The sequence below is a fragment of the Candidatus Acidiferrales bacterium genome (assembly GCA_035934015.1).
GTDB lineage: Bacteria > Acidobacteriota > Terriglobia > Acidiferrales > UBA7541 > DAHUXN01.
In genome coordinates this window covers 198,834-221,902 of record DASYYH010000011.1, presented here as the reverse complement: position 1 = coordinate 221,902, position 23,069 = coordinate 198,834, and the positions used below count along the sequence as shown (strand labels likewise).

Below are 23,069 nucleotides of genomic sequence, written 5' to 3'. Positions count from 1 at the left end.
ATCGTCGGAGAGCGCACGGCCGAAGACCTACATTTTCTCCGGGGCGGAGACGCCGAGGAGGGCGAGCGCGGCGACGAGCTGATCTTTGACGAGCAGTGCGACGCGGAGGAGAAAGACTCTTTTCACGCGATCGGATTCCGAAAGTATGTGGTGCTTGTGGTAGAAAACGTTGAAAGCCTGCGCGAGTTCGAAGGCATACTTCGCGACAAATGCAGGCTCCTGCGCGGCGATAGCGGCTTCGATGCGTGCACCCAATGAGCCGGCAAGCAGGACGATTTCCCAAATGTCGTCATTGGGCGCTTGCAAAAGCGGCGCCAGATCAATTTCTCCAGCTTCCAAATCCCGGCGGATACCCGCCCCTTCCACATCGTAGCCCGGATTTTGCTCCATACCTTTTCGCAAAATTCCATTCACGCGAACGACAGCGTATTGGACATACGGGCCAGTCTCGCCTTCGAAGCTGAGCGCGTCCTTGAAATCGAAAGCGATGATGGCCGTGCGTGTATATTTCAGCAGGAAATAACGCAGCGCGCCGATTGCGATAGCGCCGGCTGTGGTGTCGCGTTCGACTTCGGAAAAATCGCGGTGGCGCGCGTCGACTTCGGCGAGGGCGTGTTTTTTCATCTCGTCGAGCAAATCATCGGCTTTCACGCCCTGTCCGCGACGTCCGCTCATCTCGATATAAGGGCGCTTGGCGTCTTCTTCGGTGATGGTGTAGCCGAGTTCGGCGGCGCAGCGCGGTGTGAAGCCGACAACGTCGTACGCAATATGCACGAGATGATCGGCCTGATCCGTGAAGCCGAGCGCGCGCAAACCCTCGCGCACGACTTGCTGCGGATATTTCTGGCGGGAATCGATGACGTTGTAGACTTCGTGACCTTTTCCAAAGGCAGGCGCGCCTTTTTCCGCGTCGCCCATTGTCGTGACCCAGGCGACGTGGCCATCGGGATGCTTGTGGAAGCGCGCGTAGTGAAAATCGCGATCGAGCAGGCCGAATTTCCAGAGATGATAAGCAATGTCCTTGCCAACGTAAGTGACTGTGCCATTTGAACGCACGATGATTTTCGCTTCGGCCACGCCTTCTTCTGCCGTTTCGCTTTCGCTCTCGGGCGTGTCGCCGAGCGGCATAATCCAGCATCCGGCCTGCTTGCCGCTTGTGGCAAGACGGATCGCGCCGCGTTCCTTGAGCATCTGAAACGCGGCGTCCCAGAATTTCATGCCGAGGATTTCGCTCTCGCGCGACAGCAAATCGTAGTCGATTCCCAGGCGATCCATGGTGGCGAGATGGGCGTGCAGAATCGTCGTGGAGACAAAATCGGCCATTTCCGCGACGGGGCCGTGGCCTTCCTCGATTTCCTTCATCACTTGGCCGCGCAGGGCGAGGCGCGTTTTATCTTCCGCGAGGAACTGCGTCACGCGCGCGTATAAATCCCAGCAGTAATAATCGAAGCGCGACTGGGCGGCGATGGCGCGTACTTCGTCGAGAGATTTTTTTTCGAGATGAATGAATCCGAGAACGACATCGGCGACTTGCACGCCAGTGTTGTCAATGTAGTTTTGTACTTCGACGCGGTGGCCGGCATGGCGCAACAGACGCACGAACGTGTCGCCAATGGCGGCATTGCGGAGATGGCCGATGTGCGCCGCCTTATTCGGATTGATGGCGGTATGCTCGACGATTGCTTTCGGAGCGTCCGCGCCCGCTTCGATATTTTCATGGCCAGCGAGCCGGCAGGCGGCGCGGAAAAATGCAGCGCGGTCGAGAAACGCGTTCACATAGCCGCCACCGGCGACGGCGCATCGTGCGACGCCTCGGATTACACCCACGGCGGCGAGTGAATTCATCGCCTGAGCGATTTCTTGCGCGATCTGACGGGGGGCGCGCTTGAGACGCTTGGCCAGCTCGAAGCAGACGGGGGAGGCGATTTCGCCCATTTCGAGGCGGGGCGGGCGCTCGGTGACGACATTTACTTCGACGGCGTAGTTCTCGCGGATGAATGCGGCGAGCGCATTACGGAAATTTATTTCAATTGGCTGATACACAGAGTCTCTTTCTGACGGGAGAAGAGCGGCCGATTATAGAGAGCCGCTGGGAGCGCGTCAAAAGTCGGGAGCCGATGGGGGAAGGCCGGAAGGAGCGAGAACGACAGGCGAGAAAACAGTGCAAAAATTGTCGATTAGAAATTTGGAGAACCTTTGTTTTGTGTAAGTTACGGGCAATTCTAATTTCAGACGTGTTGCGATTAGAAATGACGACCTTACCCACCTTTCGCAACCACAGCGAAGGACGGGCCACCCGAAGACCGGCCTTTTGCCGGCCTTGGTGCCCTCGTTGGCCGGGGCAAGTAGGATGAGGCGCACGCAAAAGCAGGTCCCCGCCCCAGCGGGCAAGCCTCACCGCCATTCGCGCGAAGCGCGACTGGGTTCGGGATGACGAGGGGGAGGACGGAGTTACGAGCCTGCGGGGCTTTGTATCCACCACGCTGTCGTTCCTCGAGTTTTTTGACGCGCTCACTTTAGTTCTCGTCCTGGGCGCTCAATACGCGCCGCAAGGCAAACTAGCACGAAAGGGGAGGGGGTTGGAAGAGCTAGTGGTTGTGGAGTTTGCCGATCGCGAAGTGAACGCAATGGCATTCATGAGACGAAAAATGAGCGATGGGTCCGTTCGAATTTTGACTCCTTGTGTCACGATCCAGAAAATTCGAGCTGACCCAGCCCATGAAACTGAGGCAGTTTGACACGTTTTGGAGCGCAGCATAGTATTTAGGATTCGCGAGACAGCGCGGAAGTGAGATGTCGGCGATCAATTGCGCGCTGCGGCGAGAGATTCGACGGCCGAAATGAAATACGCATACTTCGATTGTTTTTCGGGGATCAGCGGCGACATGGTGCTGGGAGCGCTGGTTGACGCGGGCGTGGAGTTGCGAGCGCTCGAAGCGGAGCTGCGAAAACTGCGGTTCACGGGCTGGACGATTTCGGCTGAGCGCGTGAAACGGAAGGCGATTGCGGCGACGAAAGTGCATGTCGAAGCGGGAGCGAGTCATCATCACCGGCATTTGTCGGATATTTTGAAGATGATTGACGAGGCAGGCCTTGCGCCGCGCGCTGCGGAACGAGCGGGGAATATTTTTCAGCGGCTGGGTAAAGCGGAAGCGAAGGTTCACAATATTTCGGTCGAAAAGGTGCATTTTCACGAAGTCGGTGCGGTGGATTCGATTATCGACATTGTGGGAGCGGCGATTGGATTCGATTTGCTGGGGATCGAAGGATTTGCGTGCTCAGCGATGGATGTGGGCGGCGGGCGGGTGCAAACGGAGCACGGCGTACTGCCCGTGCCCGCTCCTGCGACGGCGGAATTGCTGCGCGGCGTGCCGACATTTTCGAGCGGCGTGCAAAAGGAACTGGTGACGCCGACAGGCGCGGCGATTGCAACGACGCTGGCGACGAGCTATGGGAAAATTCCGGCAATGCAGTTGAATGCGGTCGGATACGGAGCGGGTTCGGCGGATTTGGCCGAGCAGGCGAACGTGCTGCGGATTCTGATTGGCGAATCAGCGGAGAAAAAGACGGGAGTCTACGGAGACGCGGCCGTGGCGGTGATTGAGGCGAATGTGGACGACATGAGCCCGCAGATTTACGGGTACTTCGCGGAGCAGGCGCTGGCGGCGGGCGCGCTGGATGTGTTTTCGAGTCCGGTGCAGATGAAGAAGAACCGGCCGGGACAGCTCATCACGCTGCTGTGCGAGCCAGCGAACCGCGACCGGCTGATGGATTTGATTTTTCGCGAGACGACGACGATTGGCGTGCGCACGCATGAAGTTTTCCGGCGGACGCTCGAACGGCAAAGCGTTCCAGTGGAGACGCCGCTCGGGACTGTGCGGGTGAAGATTGCACGGCTGAACGGGACGGTGCTGAATGCGGCGCCGGAGTACGAAGATTGCCAGCGCATCGCGGCGGAGAAAGGCTTGCCGCTCAAGCAAGTGCTTTCGACGGTGAATTTCCATTTTCAAAAAATCAACGAGATGAAAAACAGCTGATGGCCAAACCGAAATTCTATTTGACCACGCCGATTTACTACGTGAACGCGCGGCCGCACCTCGGGCATACGTATACGAGCGTCGTGGCGGACACAATTGCGCGATACAAGCGCATGTGCGGATACGACGTGGTGTGCCTGACAGGTACGGATGAACATGGGCAGAAAGTGGAACGCGCTGCGAAGGAAGCAGGCGTGACGCCGCAGGAATTCGCCGACCGGATTTCGGCGGAATATCGCGCGCTGTGGCGGGAACTGGATTTGCCGTTTGACCGATTCGTGCGCACGACGGAGCCGCGGCACGAGCGCGCGGTGCAGATGCTGTTTCGCAAGGCGCAGGATCAGGGATACGTCTACAAAGGCGGATACGAGGGGCAATACTGCGTTTTCGACGAAATGTACGTGGATGAGCCGCTGCCGGGAAATCTTTGCCCGGAGTGCAAGCGGCCGACGGAGCGCGTGATGGAAGAGAATTATTTTTTCAAGCTTTCAGCGTTTCAGGAGCGATTGCTGGAACTTTACGAAAAGCAGCCAGATTTCGTGCAGCCGGAATCGCGGCGGAATGAAGTGCTGGCATTTGTCCGCGGAGGACTGCGCGACCTTTCGATCAGCCGGACGTCGTTCAAATGGGGCATTCCGTTTGCGGCGGATGAGAAGCACATTTTCTATGTTTGGTATGACGCGCTGACGAGCTACATGACGGGAGTGGGTTACGCGGACGACGAAATCGAATTCGAAAAATACTGGCCGGCGGATGTGCATCTGGTCGGCAAGGAAATTCTGCGATTTCATGCGGTTTACTGGCCGGCCTTCCTGATGGCGGCGGGAGAAACGCTGCCGAAGAAGATTTTTGCGCACGGATGGTGGCTTTTCGCGGAAGAAAAGATGAGCAAGTCGCGCGGGAATATGCAGTATCCGCAGCCGATCGCGCGTGTGCTGGGGATTGACGCGCTGCGTTATTTTCTGCTCCGCGAAATGGTGTTTGGGCAGGACGGAAATTTTAGCCGCGAGTCGCTGCTGACGCGCTACAACGCGGATCTGGCGAACGGGCTGGGGAATCTGGCCAGCCGGACGCTGACGATGATCGAGCAATACTTTGGCGGACGCGTGCCGCGGCGTCCGGCAAAAGAAGAAAATGGGCGCGATGCGGAAGTGGAGAAATTGAAGCGGGAAGTTTGCGAAGAAGCGCTGCGGTATTACGAGACTTACGATTTTTCGCGGGCGCTCGAAGCGATCTGGCGGCTGATTGGGGAGATCGACAAGTATCTGGTGGAATTTCAGCCGTGGGTGCTGGTGAAGGAAAGGGCGAAGTGGGGACGGCTGGAGATGGTGCTTTATCAGGCGTACGATGCGCTGCGAATCGTGACGGTGCTGGCACATCCGGTGCTGCCGCACGCGACACAGAAAATCTGGGAGCAACTGGGAAACAGCACACCGATCAGCGAGCAGTCTTTGAAAGCGCTGGCGGAACAGAAAGCGAATGGGGCAGGAGAGGCACGACAAGCGTTTCAGATTGGAAAAGCGGAAGCAGTGTTTCCGCGCGTGGACAAAAAGGAAGCGTTTGAAAGGATCGAAGCGATGGAAGAAGAAATTCGAAATCCGGCGGCGGCGAGCGCGGCGGCTGGGGCAACGGCAGGCGGCGCGGCTCTGAGCGGAGCTGCGGCAGGCGCGGCAAAGATCGGAATCGAGGACTTTGCGAAAGTCGAGATGCGCGTGGGAGTGGTGAAATCGGCGGAGCGCGTGCCCGGCGCGGACAAGCTGCTAAAGCTGCTGGTGGATATTGGCGAAGAGGTGCGGCAGGTGGTGGCGGGAATTGCCGTGGCGTATACGCCGGAAAGTTTAATCGGAAAGAAAGTTGTGGTGGTGGCGAATCTGGCGCCGCGAAAGTTGCGCGGTGTGGAATCGAACGGGATGATCGTGGCGGCGTCGACGGGGCCGGATGGCAAGCCGGTTCTGTGTACGTTTACCGAAGATGTGCCGGCGGGCGCGCGGTTGAAGTAAGAGGGCGGATACTTGGAGATTATCGACTCGCACGCGCATTTGGAGTTTCCGCAGTTCGACGCCGACCGCGAGGAGATGCTGGGACGTGCGCGCGCGGCCGGCGTCACGACGATTCTGGCGATTGGGAGCGGGACGGCGTCGGACCGGCTGGATGCAGCGATTCCTTTTGCGGAGAAATACGACTGGATTTACGGCACGGTGGGAGTCCATCCGCACGAAGCGAAGCTGGCGACGGAAGAATGGTACGCGGAACTTGCGCGGCTGGCGATGCATCCGCGCGTGATCGCGTGGGGCGAGATCGGGCTCGATTATTATTACGATCATTCACCGAGAGATGTGCAGCAAGCCGTTTTCCGGCGGCAATTGCAGCTTGCTCGCGAGGCGAAGCTGCCGATTGTGATCCATTGCCGGGACGCGTGGGCGGACTGCCTGAAGATTTTGGAGGAGGACTGGCGACCGAGCGGGCTGGGAGGGATTTTTCACTGCTTCACGGGGACTTTGGCGAGAGCGCGGCAGGGAATCGAGATGGGATTTCGGATTTCGTTTGCCTGCAACATCACGTACCCGAAAATGGCGCCGCTGCGCGAAGTGGCAGCGCAGTTGCCGCTGGAGCAGATTTTGACGGAAACGGATTCGCCGTTTCTGCCGCCGAAGGAATTGCGGGGCAAGCGGAACGAGCCGGCGAACGTGGTTGAGGTAGCGCGGATGTTGGCGAATGTGAGAAACTTAGCGCCGGAAGAAGTGGCCCGGACGACGTCAGATAATTTCCTGCGGTTTTTCGGACTGACCCAACCGGCCGCGCATTCGGCAAATCGGATTTGAATCGAGGAATGTCATCGCCGTTCTGACAGTGCGAGAGATTTTTGATCTGGTGCGCGACGACCTGGCGCTGGTCGAGCAGGAGATTGCCGTGCAGACGGGCGAAGCCATTCAGCCGATCGCGGAAATCGGAAGCTATTTGCGCGAAGGCGGAGGCAAGCGGCTGCGTCCGGCGCTGCTGCTGCTTTCTGCCGGAGCCTGCGGGTATGATGGGCCGAGCGCAATTCCGCTCGGCGCCGTGGTGGAGATGATTCACAGCGCGACGCTGATTCACGACGATGTGATCGATGGCGCGAATACGCGGCGCGGGCGGCCTTCGGCGAATGCGCGCTGGGGCAATCACATGAGCGTACTGGCGGGCGACTGGCTCTATATGCAGTCGTTCAAGATCGCGCTCGAAGAACGGAATTTCGATGTGCTCGATATTTTGATTCAGCTCACGCAGAACATGGTGGAAGGCGAACTGTTGCAACTCACGTGTCTGGATCGCATCGACCTGAGCGAACGAGAGGCGACGGATCTTTCTTATCGCAAGACGGCGTGCCTTTTCAGCGGATGCGCGGAGCTGGGAGCGGTGCTGGCGGGATGCGACGATTCGACGCGGCAGGCGCTGGCGGAATACGGGCGGAAGGCGGGATTGGCGTTTCAACTCGTGGATGATTTGCTGGATTTTACAGCGTCGCCGGAAAAGCTGGGCAAGCCGGTGCTGAGCGATTTGAAGGAAGGAAAGGTCACGCTGCCGCTGATTTTCGCGCTGCGAAATGGGACCTCCGGCAATGGCGCGGGACACAGCGGGCACCGCAGCGGCAGGGAATTAGTCGCAACCGTGCTGCGCGAAAAAGATTTTCAGAGCGTGAAGCCCGAGGAAATCACTTCGCTGGTGCGCAATTCCGGCGCGCTCGAGCATTCGCGACAACTGGCGGTCGAATACGCCAGCCGCGCGAAGGCTTGCCTGGATGTGTGCAAGGATTCCGATTACCGCCGTGCGCTGCTCTCCGTGCCAGACTTCATCCTCGAACGCGAAAGCTGATTTCCCGCTTCATTTCCTAAATTTCCTTGCAGCGCTAATAATGGAAGCGATAGCGCAGTTCGACGTAAATCTCGCGCGGGTCATCGTAATGGAAACCGCCAAATGTGATGCTATTGTCGGTCAACAGGCGGCGGTTGGCGATGTTGAGAGCGTCCACAGAGGCCGAAAAACGCTCGCCAAAATTCTTCCCAAGCGAAATGTCAATGGACGTGTGGCCGGGAAGATAGAGATTCGGGACGGCGGGCGGATTGTACTGGCCGTTTGTGAAGCCTGAACCGTAATAAGCATTCGCTCCAGCAAAAATCTGATGTGGAAGATTGGCGTTCATACCAATATTGAGCGTGTTCCGCTGGTCATGATCCAAAGGAAAGTAACCAGAGGGCAGGGTAAAATTGGTGAGGCCGCCAGTGATGGCGCCTTCCCCTTCCGCAATTTGGTTCGAATAGGCGAGATGCATCTGAACAGCACTCCAGAGAAGCGGCGAACGCAGAGTCAGCTCCCAACCACGAATCAGAGCTTGCTGAATCGTCAGAGGGAAAAAGACGCCGGAGTTGCCGACGTTGTTGTGGTCAAAGAAGTTCTGCGCGCGGGTCTGGAAATTATCGGCGTCAAGGGACCATGAGCGGAGCGGAATCGTGACGCCGAACTGATGCTCTTCGTCGCGTTCGCCGTGAAGCGGAATGAAACCTAAATTATTGCTATTGACGAAATTCAGCAACGGGCCGGAAGCGGTGACAAGCGGCGGAGCCTGATAAAAATGGCCGTAGAAACCGTGGAGGACCCAATGCACGCGCGGAACGCGAATGGCGACCCCGATGCGCGGGCTTGTCGCATTTTCGACGATGGGCGGGCTAGCGCCGGCTTGGGCCGGACTGCCTGAGAAGTGCGACTGGCGAACGCCGCCCACGAAAGTCAGCCAGGACGTGGCGCTGAACTTGTCTTCGATGAACTCCTCTTCGAGACTGCCTGAGGCTGGCTCACTCTGATTAATGGCCGGGTTAGGATTGCTGGGATCATTGAAGATGAGACCGAAGAACTGACTGTCGTGTTGCCAGAAACCGTAGAAGCCCGCCTGTGCGTCATTTTTCGCAAAACTGAAACTGAAGGTGGTTTGTCCGCCAGCATAGTCGGAGCCGCGGTCGTCGGTAGTGCTGATCGGAAAGTCACTGGGCGAGCCTTGATAATTGGCGCGATTGTAATGGTAGAAGGGCGAGAGTGTCAGCAGCATGCGCGAGTGGATCGTGTGCACCCAGGAAAAATCGACGACGGCATCGGATTCGCGCTGGCCGTCGCGAAGACCGCTGCTATTGAATATCTGATTTTCTGAATCGCTGGCGTTGGGATCGTAGGGGATCTGGTAGTAATCGCGGCGCAATGACGTGACGAATCGGAGCTGGTTGGCCGCATCGACATTGAAGATGATGGAGCCAAAGCCGCCGTAGCCGTTTTCGGCGTCGTGGTAGATGGAACTGACGGGAGTTTGAAGGCCATAATCGCTGCGATTGCCACTGAGACTGGCGAAATAGGCAAGCCTGTCCGTGTGACTTCCGAAATTGACTTCATCGTTGGTCTGAAAGGAATTCCCGAAGCTCGTGACGACGCCGCCCTCGTTGTTGCGCTCCCAGCCGGTCCGCGTGACGACGTTGAAGATTCCGTAGGTACGGTCGCCATATTCGGCGTCATAGCTGCCGCGCTGAACCTCGAGATAATCGATGTCCTGCGGATCGATTTGCGGGCCAAGATTGCTGGCAATGTTCGTATTGGGGATGGGAATGCCATCGATGAGCCAACTCGCTTGATGGCCGCCGCGAATGTGAAGCTGATCATGGGTGACGTAGGCGCCGGGAACGTAGTCGGTGATCATTTGCAGGCTGTTGGTGCGGTCAGCGCCGGGAGTTTGGGCTATATTTTTTCGGCTGACGAGCGTCGTGGGAGTGACTGTGTCAACGCTGGCAGGCTCCGGCGTCGCGGAAACCGTGATTTTCTGGCTCAAGGAGGCGAGTTCGAGAGGGAAGTGAAGAACTGGTGAAGTGCCGGACAGAACGGTGATTTTCTGCTGGATTGTCGTGAAGCCTGAGAGGCTTATGGTGACGATGTAGTCGCCGATGGGGACGGCTTCGAAGCGGAATTCCCCGTTTTGGTCGGATTTTGCTGTGAAAGACAAAGCCGAAGTCGCGGATTTCATGACGACGTCGGCGCCGGGGATCGGGCGGTGATCGGGATCATGGACGACTCCCTGGACGACGCCGAAAATTGTGGCGAAAGCGATGGCGCTGCAAACGAACGCGAGAAGAAACATCAATAGAAATCGAAACGGACGCACTCCGCGACCCTCCTAACTGCAAGATTTCCGGATTCGGTGAAATGTCAGGAGAGCAAGCGCGGAGGCTCAAGAGGAATACGAGAGAAACCGGGCAGAAGAACAGGCGATATGCGAGCGACGGCGCTTCGCGCCGATTCGAGCGAAGGAAGCTTGATGGCAGCGCTCAACTGAGTCGGCGGAAGCGGCGCGGCGAGACCGTAGTCGAGGCTATTTCGATAGTTGCACCGCACTCCGCAATGCAAAGCGCCCGAAGAGGAGTGGCCGCGCGTCAACCCCATAGCTTGGCCGCGATGCAAGCAGCAGAGCATGGCACATTGCTGCGGCCCGCAGCAATAGCCGCGAACCAACAATGCAAATGGCACGGCGAGCAGCGCAACAATGAGAAGGCCGGATTGAATTCGCTGAAACATCCTTGGGCGATGCACCTTCCGATCAGACATTTGCAAGCCGTGACTACAGCGGCCGGCCATGTGAATGCAGCGCAAGCATGCTAACACAGCTCTGCGAGTGGAGTACGCAGGATTGCGAGGGAATGGATTGCGAATTCCGCGCGATCGGGCTAGGCTCGCGATATGGTGATGCCATTCAAATTAATTTATAGCGATCGCTACGATTTGAACCTGGGCGCGCACGTTTTTCCCTCGCAGAAGTACCGGCTGGTACGCGACGAGCTATTAACGGAGGGACTGGCTGAAGAAAACGACTTTGTCGCGCCGAAGGCGGCATCGGATGAAGACGTCTTGCGTGTTCATTGTAAGGATTATGTGCACAAACTGAAAACCGGCGGGCTGAGCTATCTCGAGATTATACGAATGGAGGTGCCGTACTCGAAGGAGCTCATCGAGGCGTGCTGGCTGGCGGCGGGAGGGTCCATCGAGGCAGGGAAACGGGCGCTGGCGGATGGATGCGCGGCGAATCTCGGGGGCGGATTTCACCACGCGTATGCGGACCATGGGGAAGGATTCTGCGTGATTCACGATGTGGCGATCGCAATCCGGCATTTGCAAGCTGTGAGCGCAATCGAAACGGCGATGACCATTGATACGGACGTGCATCAAGGGAATGGAACGGCGGCGATTTTCGCCGACGATGAGACGGTCTACACATTTTCGATTCATCAGGAGAACAACTATCCGCATCCGAAGCCGCCTTCGAATTTGGATGTAAATTTGCCGGACGGGACGGGGGACGACGATTACCTGGCAATTCTCGAAAACAATCTTGCGCGCGCGTTCGATGAATTTCATCCGCAGCTCATTTTTTACATCGCGGGAGCGGATCCGTACCGCGAAGATCAGCTCGGAGGATTGGCGCTGACGATGGAAGGGCTGCGGCGGCGAGACGATCTAGTCTTCCATTACGCGCGGCGGCATCGTGTGCCGGTGGCTGTGACGTTGGCGGGCGGATACGCGCGGCTTGTGGGCGATACGGTGCGCATCCACGTGAATACGATTCTTGCGGCGCAGGATTCCGTTTTGCGAAAAACGCATTCCGTGGCGTGACCTGCCGCGCCAATCCAAAAAACAATCGCAGAAGCTGAGGAACGATTGGTGTCTCAAGCGGATTGCTTTTTGAGCAGAACGTTCAATGAGCCGGTGCGGTAGCCTTCGAGATCCAGCGTGACATAAGCGAAGCCGAATTGCTTAAGGCCACTGGCAATTCGTGCGGCCATAGCGGGCTCAAGCGCGCGCGAAAGCTCGTCCTGAGCGATTTCGATGCGGGCGAGTTCACCATGAATGCGCAGGCGGAGTTGGCGAAAACCGAGACCGCGGAGAAAATCCTCGCCGCGCTCGATGCGCGCGAGCAATTCGGGAGTGACGGCAGTGCCATAGGCGACGCGCGAAGAGAGGCAGGCCGCGGCGGGCCGATCCCAAGTAGCCAAGCCGGCCTGGCGAGAGAGCAGGCGAATCTCCGCTTTGCGGAGGCCAGCGTCGAGAAGCGGCGCGAGAATTTTGTGCTCGAAAGCGGCGCGATGGCCGGGGCGAAATTCGTGCGTGTCGTCGGCGTTGATTCCGTAAGCGATGGCAGCGAAACCTCGGGCGCTGGCCAGCGCTTCCATTTTGTCGAAGAGCTCGTCCTTGCAGTGATAACAGCGGGTGGCGTCGTTGGCGACGTACAGAGGATTTGCGAATTCGGCTGTGTCGATGAATTCCTGACGAATTCCGTGAGCGCGGGCGAATTCGCGCGCTTCGCGCCGGTCGTGCTCCGGGAAACTGGGAGACAGCGCGGTCATGGCGAGGGTATTCTCGCCCAGAGCCTGGCGAGCGGCCCAGGCGAGGTAAGCGGAATCCGCGCCGCCCGAATAGGCGACGAGAAGAGAACCGAGCCGGCGGAGGTTGGCGATCAGTTGTTCTTGTTTCTCGCGCGCAAGATGAAGGTCCGCCTCGGCACTCGCACTAGCAGCGCTGGCGGGCAGTCGAGATGTTTGCGCAGTTTGTTCTGGCACGGCAGGGAAGTATAGCGCGAAACCACTACTGAAAATCGATCATGACATCCACAGTCGCTGCGGCGGGATTCTTCTGGAGATAACGGCCGATTTTGTCCTGAGCCGTCGGCGTGCCCTTAAAGAGGGTCTGGATGCCTTGGTTAAGAAAACTCTCGTAGTAAGTCTCGTCGAAAACTTGTCCCTTGGGGATGCGCCATGCGCCACGCAGGCGACGCTCGGATTCGGGAGAAAGGCCAGTCAAAACGAGATCGCCCATGCGATATTGCGGGCCTTCGGAAATGACGACGTGGTACGCCGCGCGATGATTGGCATCATCGAATGCTTCCTGCTCCTGAATCTGCTCGTCCAAATAGCCGCGATGACCATATGCCGATTGTACGCTCTGCCATAGCTCGAAGATCTTCATACCGTCGGCCGGCTGGCCGGGCAAAAGGCCCTCTTCTTTGACGAGCGTGTCCAGATCTTCCGTCGTATACGCACGGTTGCCTGTCCATTCGACGCCCGCCCAGGTGTAAATCGCGCCCGGCTCGATCGGTATGGTGATGTCGACACTCTTATTGATGAAGCCCTGGTGATCGGGAGGATGAACCTGTGGGTTACCGAACTGCACGTGAAGGTAGCCGCTCTTGAAATAGACCGGACGAAGGTGCTCGAAATCAAAGCGTTCGACGATCTGCCGGGAGAAAGGCTTGCCGACAAGATCCGGAATGTAATTGCCGATCGACCGGTCGTTCATAACCAAGGAATCGCTGAAGGTGACTGCATGAATGATTACATCTGCGCCGGAGACGCTGAAGCGAACCGTTTTTTGATCGGTGCCAGGCACGGCGGTGAGCTGGTGGGAGACAGTGCCCTGAATCTTGTCATTGGCCAAAGTCTGTTCCAGAGCTTTTGCGATGAAATCCAAGTCCGTGCCAGCGGCTGGGACGCCGCCTTGAAATGGAATGCCAGCGTGGATGATGGCCTTGGAAAGATCGTCGTCGCTGAACCAAGGAAAATTGTCGAAGAGGACAGGGAATGTGGGGGCGTCCTGAAGTTCGAATGTGACGTGGAGGCCTCCTTCGTCTGTCGCATAACGATAGCGGACGCTGGCGAACAGACCCGACGCGGCGAGGCGATCGGCACCCGCCTGAATCGTATCGTGGCTGACCGGAGAACCAAGCTGCATGCCGCTGAAAGCCAAGACTTGAGCGGAAGAGTAAAGGTGGGAGCCGGTGGCGTCGACGGAAAGAAGTTTCGTCTGTGCGTTGGATGAAGGCGCAGACTGAGCGATAGCAAGCGGGCAGATGATTGCCAGGAGGGTTGTGACGCCGAAAAGCATAGTGCGGCGCAAGATTCGCCCTATGCTCGCACGATACTGATCCTGCGTAATCATCAGAATAATTCTAAGACAGTGGCGGGAAAATCGGAACTCTCTATTCCACAGTGACGGATTTTGCGAGGTTGCGCGGCTGGTCGACGTCGCAGCCACGACGAACGGCAATGTGATACGCGAGAAGCTGCAACGGGAGGATTTCCAGAATGGGCGTGAGAATTTCCGGAGCGGGCGGAATTTCGACGATGTGGTCGGCGGCTTCGCGCGCAAGGCGATCGCCTTCGGTGACGATGGCGATAACGATGCCATCACGGGCTTTCACTTCCTTGATGTTGGAGACGGTTTTCTCGTAGCGCGTCATAGAGGCCGCGTCGTTTTCATCCCGCGTGGCGATGACGACGACCGGTAGGTTTTCGTCAATGAGCGCATTAGGCCCGTGCTTCATCTCACCGGCAGGGTAGCCTTCGGCATGGATGTAGGAAATTTCCTTCAGTTTCAGGGCGCCTTCGAGCGCAATGGGATAGTGGATGCCGCGGCCAAGATAGAGAAAATCGGAGTGACGGAAAAACTGCCGGCCCAGTGCTTCGTACTCTTCGTCGCGCTGCAGAATCCATTCCATCTTGTGAGGGATGCGCGCCATTTCCTGCACGAGATTTTTCGCGGCTTCGGTGGAAATGCCAGAGCGAAGTTCGCCGATATGGAGCGCGAGAAGAGCGAGAGCCGTAAGCTGGCCGGTAAAGGCTTTTGTTGAGGCAACGCCGATTTCCGGGCCGGCATGGGTCAGAATCGTGCCGCACGCTTCGCGCGTGATCATCGAACCGACGACATTACAGATGGCGAGCGTTTTTGCGTGCTTTTGACGCGCTTCGCGCTGCGCGGCGAGCGTGTCGGCGGTTTCCCCCGACTGGCTGATGACGACGACCAGGCTGCGCTGGTCGACGATGGGATCGCGATAACGGAATTCGCTGCCATAGTCCACTTCGACGGGAATCTGGGCGAGCTTTTCGAGCATGAACTTTCCGGCCAGCCCGGCGTGCCAACTCGTGCCGCAAGCGACGATTTTGATGTTCTGAAACTCGCGGAATTCTTTCTCCGTGATCTGCATTTCGTCGAGAAAGACTTTTCCAGTATCGAGAGAGACGCGGCCGACGAGAGTGTCGCGGACTGCGCGCGGCTGCTCGAAAATTTCCTTCTGCATGAAATGCTTGAAACCGCCTTTTTCGGCCATGATGGGATCCCAGGAAATGTGCTGCACAGGGCGTTCGATGGCCGCGCCATCGAAATCAGTCAGGCGGACGCCTTCAGGAGTGAGAACGGCAATATCTCCGTCGGCGAGGAAAATCACGTCACGCGTGTGATGAAGCACCGCGGGGATGTCGCTGGCGACGAAGTATTCGTTGTGGCCGAGACCAATGACCGCAGGAGGTCCCCAGCGAGCGGCGACGATTTTATTGGGATCGCGCGTGGAAATAACTCCGAGGGCGTAGACACCGTTCAATTGCTTCACCGTTTTCTGCACGGCGCTTTCGAGCGAGCCGTTCAGATTGGACTCGACAAGGTGAGCGATGACTTCGGTGTCCGTCTCGGTGACGAACTTGTGGCCCTTGGCGATCAACTGCTGCTTGAGCTCGAGGTAGTTTTCGATGATGCCGTTGTGGACGACGACGACTTCGCCTTTGCAATCGCGATGCGGGTGCGCGTTTTCTTCTGTAGGACGGCCGTGCGTGGCCCAGCGCGTGTGGCCGATGCCATAGGTGCCATCGAGGGGCGAAAGGTGGATGGTCTCTTCGAGATTGCGAAGTTTTCCGGAAGCACGGCGGATGTCGAGGGCGCCATTTTTTTGGACGACGGCGATGCCAGCGGAATCGTAGCCGCGATATTCGAGGCGCCGGAGGCCGTCAAGAATGAGAGGGACAACTTTCTTGTGGCCGATGTAGCCGACAATTCCGCACATGAGTTCCTGCGCTCCTGCTTGCCGAAAACGGGCCACGACGGGGCCCGAAATTCGAGGTCACCTTTGAACGTTCAGAGTAGCATACTCCGGGAATTAGATGCGTTTGCCGACGCATAGACTCCGCGGATGAGTGAACGCCTCGACGCTAAGGCGCTACGCGACGATTTCGCAGCGGAATTCTTCGATGACAGGATTGGTGAGGACGTCGCGGGCGATTTGTTCGACTTTTTTCTTGGCGGCGTCTTCGGAGAGGCCGTTGAGGTCGAGAACGAAGAATTTGCCCTGGCGGACAGACTTGACTTCGGAATGGCCGAGAGACGAGAGCGCGTGCTGAATCGTTTGGCCCTGCGGATCGAGCACAGTGGACTTCAACATCACCCAGACGTGAGCTTTCATGGCGGACATTATAGCAAATCGAGGCTTCGAGCTTCGGTATGAAAACGATCGAGGAGCACTTGCTTTTCGCGCGGCGGCAAAAACGCGTGATGGAAGGCTGCTTCCGCGATGGAGACGAGCTGGGCAACGTTAAGGCCCATTTTCTCGACGGCGAGAGTGTAGGTGTCGCCGAGTGTTGTGTGAAACATGGCTGGATCGTCAGTCGAGAGAGTGACAGGCACGCCGCGAGCGACAAATTGCCGCAGTGGATGATCTTCGAGGCGAGCTGACGGCGAACCCAGCAGCTTGGCGAGCGCGCCAGTGCGAAGATTGCTTTCAGAACAGATCTCGAGCGGGATTTGACGTTCGATGAGCAGGTCCATGAGAGCTTCATCGCGAATCGTGGCAATGCCATGACCGATGCGCTCGGCGCGGAAAATTTCGATGGCGTCGCGGACGGATTGCGGGCCGCCCATTTCTCCGGCATGAGCGAGGCAATGGAGGCCTGCGGCAGCGGCGTAGTCATAAACGCCCCGAAAATCAGCGGCGGGCAAAGATTCTTCGTCGCCGCCAAGGCCGAATGCGACAACGCCCTGGGATTTCATTTGCGCGGCGAGGCGCGCGACTTGCATGGCTTTTTCGGGGCCGAACTGGCGAACGGCGTCAAAGATCCAGCGAATTTGCACGCGGGAAGTGTCTGGCGACTTCGCTAGGGCATCGAGAATCGTTGCGAAATTGGCTTCGGCATCCTGATTGCGAAGCAACATCACGCCGACAGACAAAGTGATTTCTGCGTAGAGACAATTCTGCGCACGGAGATCAAGCGCGACAGCTTCCGCGAGTCTTGCGTAATCGCGAGGCGTGCGAAGATACGTCGTGGCCCATTTGAATAGTTCGAGAAATGCGGGAAAAGATTTGATGCTGTAGCGTTCCGCGACTTCTTGCCGGTTGAGTTTTTCGCCGTGGCCTTCTGCGAGCTTTACGACAAGCTCCGGAGAAAGGCAGCCCTCCAGGTGCAGATGGAGTTCCGCTTTCGGGAGGCGGTGGAGCTTGGCTGCGGTTTCGCTCCAGGATGAGCCGGACATTTCGCTAAGGGATCACTGCGCGGGCAGCGACGGGCGGCCCGCGTTTTCCCACGCGGTCAGCCAATACGAGCCGGTGTCGGTGGCCGCATCGGAAATTTGGCGAACGAGGACCGCACCCGCGTCGCTATAGAAGCGGTCGTAGAATTCGTCGGTGTAGTCGTTCAGGCCTTCATAGGAACGGCGATCGGCGAGAAGAATATTTTCGAGCCAGGAATGGGCCGTGAGGCACATTTCAAAAGCATGGTCGGTAGGATCCGAAATGAAGGCCGCCGGATTGGGATGAATATAAAAAAATTGAGAATAACGATTGACGAGTTTGTTTTCGAAGCGATCGTTCACGCCGAGCTGGCCGGAGAGATGTCCATCGTTATTTACTGTGGTGTTGAAGGGGTCGTGAGCGTCAGCAACATAGCTGGCAAGGAGAGCGGCATCGAGTTTCGCAGCAGACCAGTTGGCGGCGCGAAAATCATCGGTCAGCTTGGCGCTATAGAGGCCAATCTGCCAGGGCAGCAGGCCGTTGGCGTCGAGGGACCGTTTGCTGAATTTGCGAGATGCGGCTTTGTATTCGCGAGGCAGGTTCGCGAAGGGATACTGGCCGTAGTGATCCAGGTGAATGTACTGGTTATGGAGCTCCGCCGGATTTTGCTTGGCCGCACCATTTGGATCTGTGACATGAGCGACCAGAAATTGGCGATTGGCTTCGAAAAACGGGCGAATTTCGTCAGGCAAGGTGGCGATGGCGCTGTTGACGATAAGGCGATCGGCGTTGTCACCCCAGCCAAATGCCGAGGGCGCGAGGAGGATGCCAGCGACGATCAGCGTGGCTACGCCGGGGCGTGCATAGGCACCTAATTTGGGAGGATGGCGCCGGTTGGCGCGCCTGCGATGGGTACCGCAGATATTGGATTCATGGTTTCTGCGGAGCTTCATGCGGCCTTCGACACGAGAGTGTCTTCACGATAATGATTGTAGCCTCGGAACAGAAATACAAGAGCGACAATCGCGAGGAGGACGAGTCCACTCCTCTCGATTATGCCTGTTTGGACGATGCCCTCGACGACCAGGAAGCCACCGAAAATGGCAAGCAAGAACAAGGCGCTGCTCAGCGCCATCAAAGCCTTGTCCGAGAGGACCATCAACGCGCGCTGGCCAGAAGGATCGGCCTGGCGTCCTGCAGTGCTGTGGCGCACGCCAAAGTCGAAATAAAACAATAGCCCGACAATCAGCCAGACGAAGAAGCGCACCCAATTTTCGACGGTGAGGCTGGCCATGAGAACAAAGCAAAACACCACAGAGGCAATGGGAATCCATGGAGAGAACGGAACGCGAAATCCGCGCGGTCGGTCGGGCTGACGTTTGCGCAAAATCAGCACGGCGATGGAGACGAGAATAAAAGCGAACAGCGTGCCGATGTTGGAGAGATCAACCAGCGTACCGATACTGAAAATTCCTGCCGGAATCGCGACAAAAAATCCGGCAACCCAAGTGGCAAAGTCAGGTGTGCGGAAAACCTTGTGAACACGCGAGAATACAGCCGGTAATAGGCCGTCGCGTGACATCGCAAACCAGATGCGGCCTTGTGCCAACTGATAAACCAGGATCGAAGAAATCATGCCCATCAACGCGCCTGCGGTGACCCAGCGGTCGGTCACCTTCAGGCCGATGGCCTCGAGTGCTTTGGCCACGGGAGCGGCGTTGTTCAGGGTGTCCCAGCGCTGAATACCGGTGAGTACGACGGCCAGGGCCACATAGAAAACCGCGCAGACAAAAAGAGAAGTAAGTATGCCGATGGGAACATCGCGCTTCGGATTTCTGCACTCTTCGGCAGCCGTGGAAACGGCGTCAAAGCCGATGTAACTGAAGAACACGATGGCGCCGCCAGTAAGGACGCCTTGAAAACCATTTGGGAAGAACGGCTTGAAATTTGCGGGATGAATGTATTTGGAGGCAACGACGCAGAAAATCATAATGGCCACGAGCTTGATGCCGACCATGACGTTGTTGGCGCCGGCGGATTCACGAATACCGCGTACGAGGAGCACGGTGAGAAGCATAACGATTATAAAGCCGAGCAGATTGAAGTGAAGCGACCAGCCGATCATCGGATCATAGGCTGGCGTGCCGAGCGCGTCTGGAATGTGAATATGGAAGGTGTCCAGCAGATTGTTGACGTAGGCGGAGAAGCCGACAGCAACGGCCATATTAGAAACGGCGTATTCGAGAATCAAATCCCACCCGATGACCCAGGCGATGAATTCGCCAAGGGTAGCGTAAGTGTAAGTGTATGCGCTGCCGGCAATCGGAATCATGGATGCAAGCTCGGCGTAGCAGAGTCCCGCAAGAGCGCAAATCAGCGCGACAGCAAAGAACGAAACCGCGATGCCGGGACCCGCGCCGGGGCGACCGGTGACAATCGCATGACTGCCGTGCAGGAGGACGCTCAGAAGAGGAGCTTGAAGCAGGGAAGGGAACCGGTCGACCTCGCCCGCAGCGGCAGTACCTGTAGCGATGAAAATTCCGCTGCCGATGATGGCGCCGATGCCAAGAGCAGTCAGGCTGAGCCAGCCCAGCGTTTTTTTGAGGCGCTTGCCGGGCTCCTCCGAGTCGGAGATCAGCTGGTCAATACTCTTCGTACGGAAAAGCTGCTGATTCATCGAGTCATTAGGGCCACCGTCCCAAAGCTAAAAGCAGCACTGTACCTTGAGCGGGTTCATCGCGCAACCGCCGCGGCGGTGAGGTTTTCTCCGAGATACCTACACGGCCTCGAGATGTGCATAGCGTTCGATGAGTTTCTTCGTGCCGTAATCGGTGAAGCTGACAACGAGGCGGCGATCGTCACCGTTTTCCTCAACATTGAGGATTGTGCCGATGCCATAGGTTGGATGGCGAACGCGCGTGCCGATCAGGGCATTCGAGGCTTTTTTCGATCTTTTCGCGCCGATGCTGCGCAATGCGGCGCGATTCACGCGGCGAAACTCGGATTCATAGAATTCCGGATCAGGCTCGTAGCGGCGCGATTCGCCGGGTTCAGCAAGAGAGCCGTTTGCCGCTTCGACCAACTCGGTGGGAATTTCAGCAAGAAAGCGCGAAGGGGCGGAGGCTGCGAGGCCGGAATCGCCCCACGTGCGCCGGTAAATGGCGCGCGAAAGAGTCAGTGTGCGCTTGGCACGAGTCATGCCGACATAGCAGAGGCGCCGCTCTTCCTCGATGCTTTCGTCACTGCCGAGCGAACGACCGTGCGGCAAAAGTCCTTCCTCAAGCCCGGCAAGAAAGACGTGGTCGAATTCAAGGCCCTTGGCGCTGTGAAGCGTGATCAAAGACACAGGAACGTGTTCATCGAATTCATCTGCGTCGGAAACGAGCGCAGCGCGGTCAAGAACGTCTTCGAGTGTTTGTCCTGCTTCGATGGCGTCTGCGAGGGCGTTGGAAAGTTCCCGAAGATTTTCGGCGCGCGAAGAATGATCGAGCTTGTCCTGTTGCTCGACCCAATCCAGATAGCCGCTGGCGCCGAGGACGACTTCGATGAGTTCTCCTGCCGGCCGTTCCTGAACATCTTTGGCGAGTCTGAGAATCATCTCGCGAAAAGCTCCCAGAGCCGCGCTGCCGCCACGAGTCTTGCCCGAACCGGCCACGCGCGCAATCGCCTGCCAGAGCGATTCGTTGAATTCCCGCGCCGTTTCCTGCAAGGTCTCTACGGTGACTTTGCCGATCCCGCGCGGGGGCACGTTGAGGATACGGAGCAGCGCGATGTTGTCATCCGCGTGCAGCGCCAAGCGAATGTACGCCAGCGCATCTTTGATTTCTGTACGCTGGTAAAAACTGAAGCCGCCGACAACACAATAGCGAACGCCCAGTCGCCGCATTGTTTCTTCAAACGAACGTGACTGTGCCGCCGTGCGATACAAGACAGCAAGCGTTGTACTGGGATCGTCACGCAGAATGCGTGTGATTTCCCCGCAAACGTACTCCGCTTCGTCCGAGGCGTCACGCGCTTCGTAGAACTTCAGCAGTTCGCCAGCGCCGAGCATAGCCTTGAGATTCTTGCCTAGGCGTTTTTGATTGTGGCCGACGACGCCGCCGGCCGCATCGAGAATGACCTGCGTCGAGCGATAGTTTTCCTCGAGACGAATCGTGCGCGCGCCGGGGAAATCCTCGAGGAAACGCTGGAAATTGCCGCTCACGGCACCGCGCCAGCTGTAGATGGACTGATCCTCGTCTCCGACAACACAGACATTGCGCTCTTTTCCGGCAAGCAGGCGAACCAATTCCTCCTGAGACGCGTTGGTGTCCTGAAATTCATCGACCTGAATGAAGCGCAGTTGCTCGGCCCAATGGCGGTGCGCATCGGGATGTTCGCGCAACAGGCGGACGCCGCGCAGGAGAAGATCGTCAAAATCGAGAGCACTCGCCTTACGAAGAATTTCTTCGTATTCGCGGAAAATGGCAGCAACGTTCTTGCCCCAGGGACCAAATGCCTCTACCTCCGTCTCTTCCGGCGTGATGTTGTGATTTTTCGCGTGGCTGATGCGGTCGCGTACAGGGCGAGGGGCGAATTCTTTCTCGCCGAGACGAAGATTTTGGACGGCAAGTTTGACTGCGCGAGTCTGGTCATCGTCGTCATAAATGGCGAAATCCCGGGGCAGGCCCGCGCGCGGGGCTTCGCGCCGCAGGAGCCGGGCACAGAATGAATGAAAAGTGGAGATCCAAACATCGGAACTACTGTGGCCGCTGGAGCGGACCAAGTCTCCGATGCGCTGGCGCATCTGATCGGCGGCCTTGTTCGTGAACGTCACGGCGAGGATGTTCCTGCCGGGAACGCCTTGTTCGATCAGATGGGCGACACGGTAGGTGATGACGCGCGTCTTGCCTGTTCCAGCTCCGGCCAGCACGAGGACAGGCCCTTCGGTGGCCAGGACAGCTTCGCGTTGCTGAGAATTCAGTTCATCGAGAAGCGCCATATTGGATTTCAATTCCTATGCGAAAAAAAATCGAAGATCGATTCTATCTGAGGCGAGCGATTTCGGCAAACGAGCCTCTGTGAGGACTTTTCCGTTCAGTCCGATCAGTCCGAGTGATGAGTCCCCAGTGGAACTTCGAAATAAATCATGGGGTCGCTCGATGCGATGGATTGCACGTCGGGGACGTAAAGGCTGGAGTAGGACACGAGATCGAATTGATGACTCATATCGAAAAAAACGAAGCCATGGATCGTTTTGCCCGGGGGGACGACGTCAGACTGAATCATCAGAGGTTGCAAGACGTTTTCTGCGTCGCGTTCCTTGCGGTCGCCACCAGAGATTATGGGGGGTAGGCGGCTCGGGCCCTTCGCGGCAGGCCCATTCGGATGGGCAATGTCTGTGGCGGCTTCCTTGAGACTCAGGCTCTGGAGGTGAAAACGCTGATCGTGAGGTGCATCGACATCAAGGCGAATCGTGGTCAGATCGACGTGCACGGGATATTCCGTATTGTTTTGAAAATAGACGTCGACGGACAAAAGCCCGGCTTTGGAAGGATCAATCTTATCGAAAACCTCTTTGATGCGGGCTGCATCCGTGCAGGGATCCGCAGCAACGACGAAATTCTGATGGGAATCCTTGGCGACAATTTTAGAGATATCCAGCTGCTGCGATTGAGGGATCAGCGTGAGCAAAGAAACTGTCACAGCGAGGAGTAGGTTTCGCATTT

Annotated in this window: 17 protein-coding genes; 5 read left to right on the top strand and 12 right to left on the bottom strand. The window is 57.5% G+C overall.

What is annotated here, in order from left to right:
* Window positions 1–27: 27 nt before the first annotated feature.
* The gene (locus VGR81_06030) at window positions 28–2,043 is read right to left on the bottom strand and encodes an arginine--tRNA ligase (protein ID HEV2288497.1); all 2,016 of its coding nucleotides are present in this window, start codon (window positions 2,041–2,043) and stop codon (window positions 28–30) included.
* 797 nt (window positions 2,044–2,840) lie between these two features.
* On the opposite strand from VGR81_06030, the gene larC reads away from it, so the two are divergent.
* The 4 genes from larC to VGR81_06010 are packed head-to-tail and all read left to right on the top strand — an operon-like array spanning window position 2,841 to window position 7,886.
* Window positions 2,841–4,037, top strand: a complete 1,197-nt coding sequence (larC, locus tag VGR81_06025; GenBank protein HEV2288496.1) for a nickel pincer cofactor biosynthesis protein LarC — start codon at window positions 2,841–2,843, stop codon at window positions 4,035–4,037.
* Window positions 4,037–6,037 carry a methionine--tRNA ligase gene (gene metG / locus VGR81_06020; GenBank protein HEV2288495.1) on the top strand — a complete coding sequence of 667 codons (2,001 nt, stop codon included), beginning with the start codon at window positions 4,037–4,039 and terminating at the stop codon, window positions 6,035–6,037. Before larC ends, metG begins: the two co-directional genes overlap by 1 nt.
* Before the next feature lie 12 nt (window positions 6,038–6,049).
* Complete coding sequence (locus VGR81_06015) at window positions 6,050–6,859, top strand: TatD family hydrolase (protein ID HEV2288494.1); 810 nt, start codon at window positions 6,050–6,052, stop codon at window positions 6,857–6,859.
* A 28-nt stretch (window positions 6,860–6,887) separates the two neighbouring features.
* Entirely contained in the window at window positions 6,888–7,886 is a 999-nt protein-coding gene (locus VGR81_06010) for a polyprenyl synthetase family protein (protein ID HEV2288493.1), read from the top strand.
* Between the two features lie 34 nt (window positions 7,887–7,920).
* Here the strand turns inward: VGR81_06010 and VGR81_06005 are convergent, their stop codons facing one another.
* A complete protein-coding gene (locus VGR81_06005) occupies window positions 7,921–10,209 on the bottom strand; it encodes a TonB-dependent receptor (protein ID HEV2288492.1) in 2,289 nt (762 codons plus the stop codon).
* 44 nt (window positions 10,210–10,253) lie between these two features.
* A complete protein-coding gene (locus VGR81_06000; GenBank protein HEV2288491.1) occupies window positions 10,254–10,649 on the bottom strand; it encodes a hypothetical protein in 396 nt (131 codons plus the stop codon).
* A 138-nt stretch (window positions 10,650–10,787) separates the two neighbouring features.
* Here VGR81_06000 and VGR81_05995 point away from each other — a divergent pair, with 138 nt between their 5' ends.
* Window positions 10,788–11,711, top strand: a complete 924-nt coding sequence (locus tag VGR81_05995; protein ID HEV2288490.1) for a histone deacetylase — start codon at window positions 10,788–10,790, stop codon at window positions 11,709–11,711.
* A gap of 53 nt (window positions 11,712–11,764) precedes the next feature.
* Here VGR81_05995 and larE read toward each other — a convergent pair whose 3' ends face one another.
* The 9 genes from larE to VGR81_05950 form a co-directional block, all read right to left on the bottom strand.
* Window positions 11,765–12,655 carry an ATP-dependent sacrificial sulfur transferase LarE gene (larE, locus tag VGR81_05990; GenBank protein ID HEV2288489.1) on the bottom strand — a complete coding sequence of 297 codons (891 nt, stop codon included), beginning with the start codon at window positions 12,653–12,655 and terminating at the stop codon, window positions 11,765–11,767.
* A gap of 25 nt (window positions 12,656–12,680) precedes the next feature.
* Window positions 12,681–14,030, bottom strand: coding sequence for a POTRA domain-containing protein (locus VGR81_05985; protein HEV2288488.1), 1,350 nt, complete (start codon window positions 14,028–14,030; stop codon window positions 12,681–12,683).
* A gap of 40 nt (window positions 14,031–14,070) precedes the next feature.
* Window positions 14,071–15,960: a glutamine--fructose-6-phosphate transaminase (isomerizing) gene (gene glmS / locus VGR81_05980; protein ID HEV2288487.1), complete on the bottom strand. Its 1,890-nt coding sequence runs from the start codon at window positions 15,958–15,960 to the stop codon at window positions 14,071–14,073.
* Window positions 15,961–16,077: 117 nt separating this feature from the next.
* A complete protein-coding gene (gene purS, locus VGR81_05975; GenBank protein HEV2288486.1) occupies window positions 16,078–16,320 on the bottom strand; it encodes a phosphoribosylformylglycinamidine synthase subunit PurS in 243 nt (80 codons plus the stop codon).
* An 8-nt stretch (window positions 16,321–16,328) separates the two neighbouring features.
* On the bottom strand, window positions 16,329–17,384 hold the full coding sequence (gene add / locus VGR81_05970; protein HEV2288485.1) for an adenosine deaminase: 1,056 nt from the start codon (window positions 17,382–17,384) through the stop codon (window positions 16,329–16,331).
* A 12-nt stretch (window positions 17,385–17,396) separates the two neighbouring features.
* Window positions 17,397–18,314 carry a hypothetical protein gene (locus tag VGR81_05965; protein ID HEV2288484.1) on the bottom strand — a complete coding sequence of 306 codons (918 nt, stop codon included), beginning with the start codon at window positions 18,312–18,314 and terminating at the stop codon, window positions 17,397–17,399.
* The gene (locus VGR81_05960; GenBank protein ID HEV2288483.1) at window positions 18,311–20,038 is read right to left on the bottom strand and encodes an amino acid permease; all 1,728 of its coding nucleotides are present in this window, start codon (window positions 20,036–20,038) and stop codon (window positions 18,311–18,313) included. Before VGR81_05960 ends, VGR81_05965 begins: the two co-directional genes overlap by 4 nt.
* A 99-nt stretch (window positions 20,039–20,137) precedes the next feature.
* A complete protein-coding gene (locus VGR81_05955) occupies window positions 20,138–22,342 on the bottom strand; it encodes a UvrD-helicase domain-containing protein (protein HEV2288482.1) in 2,205 nt (734 codons plus the stop codon).
* A 104-nt stretch (window positions 22,343–22,446) separates the two neighbouring features.
* Window positions 22,447–23,067, bottom strand: a complete 621-nt coding sequence (locus VGR81_05950) for a hypothetical protein (protein HEV2288481.1) — start codon at window positions 23,065–23,067, stop codon at window positions 22,447–22,449.
* Between the last annotated feature and the right edge of the window lie 2 nt (window positions 23,068–23,069).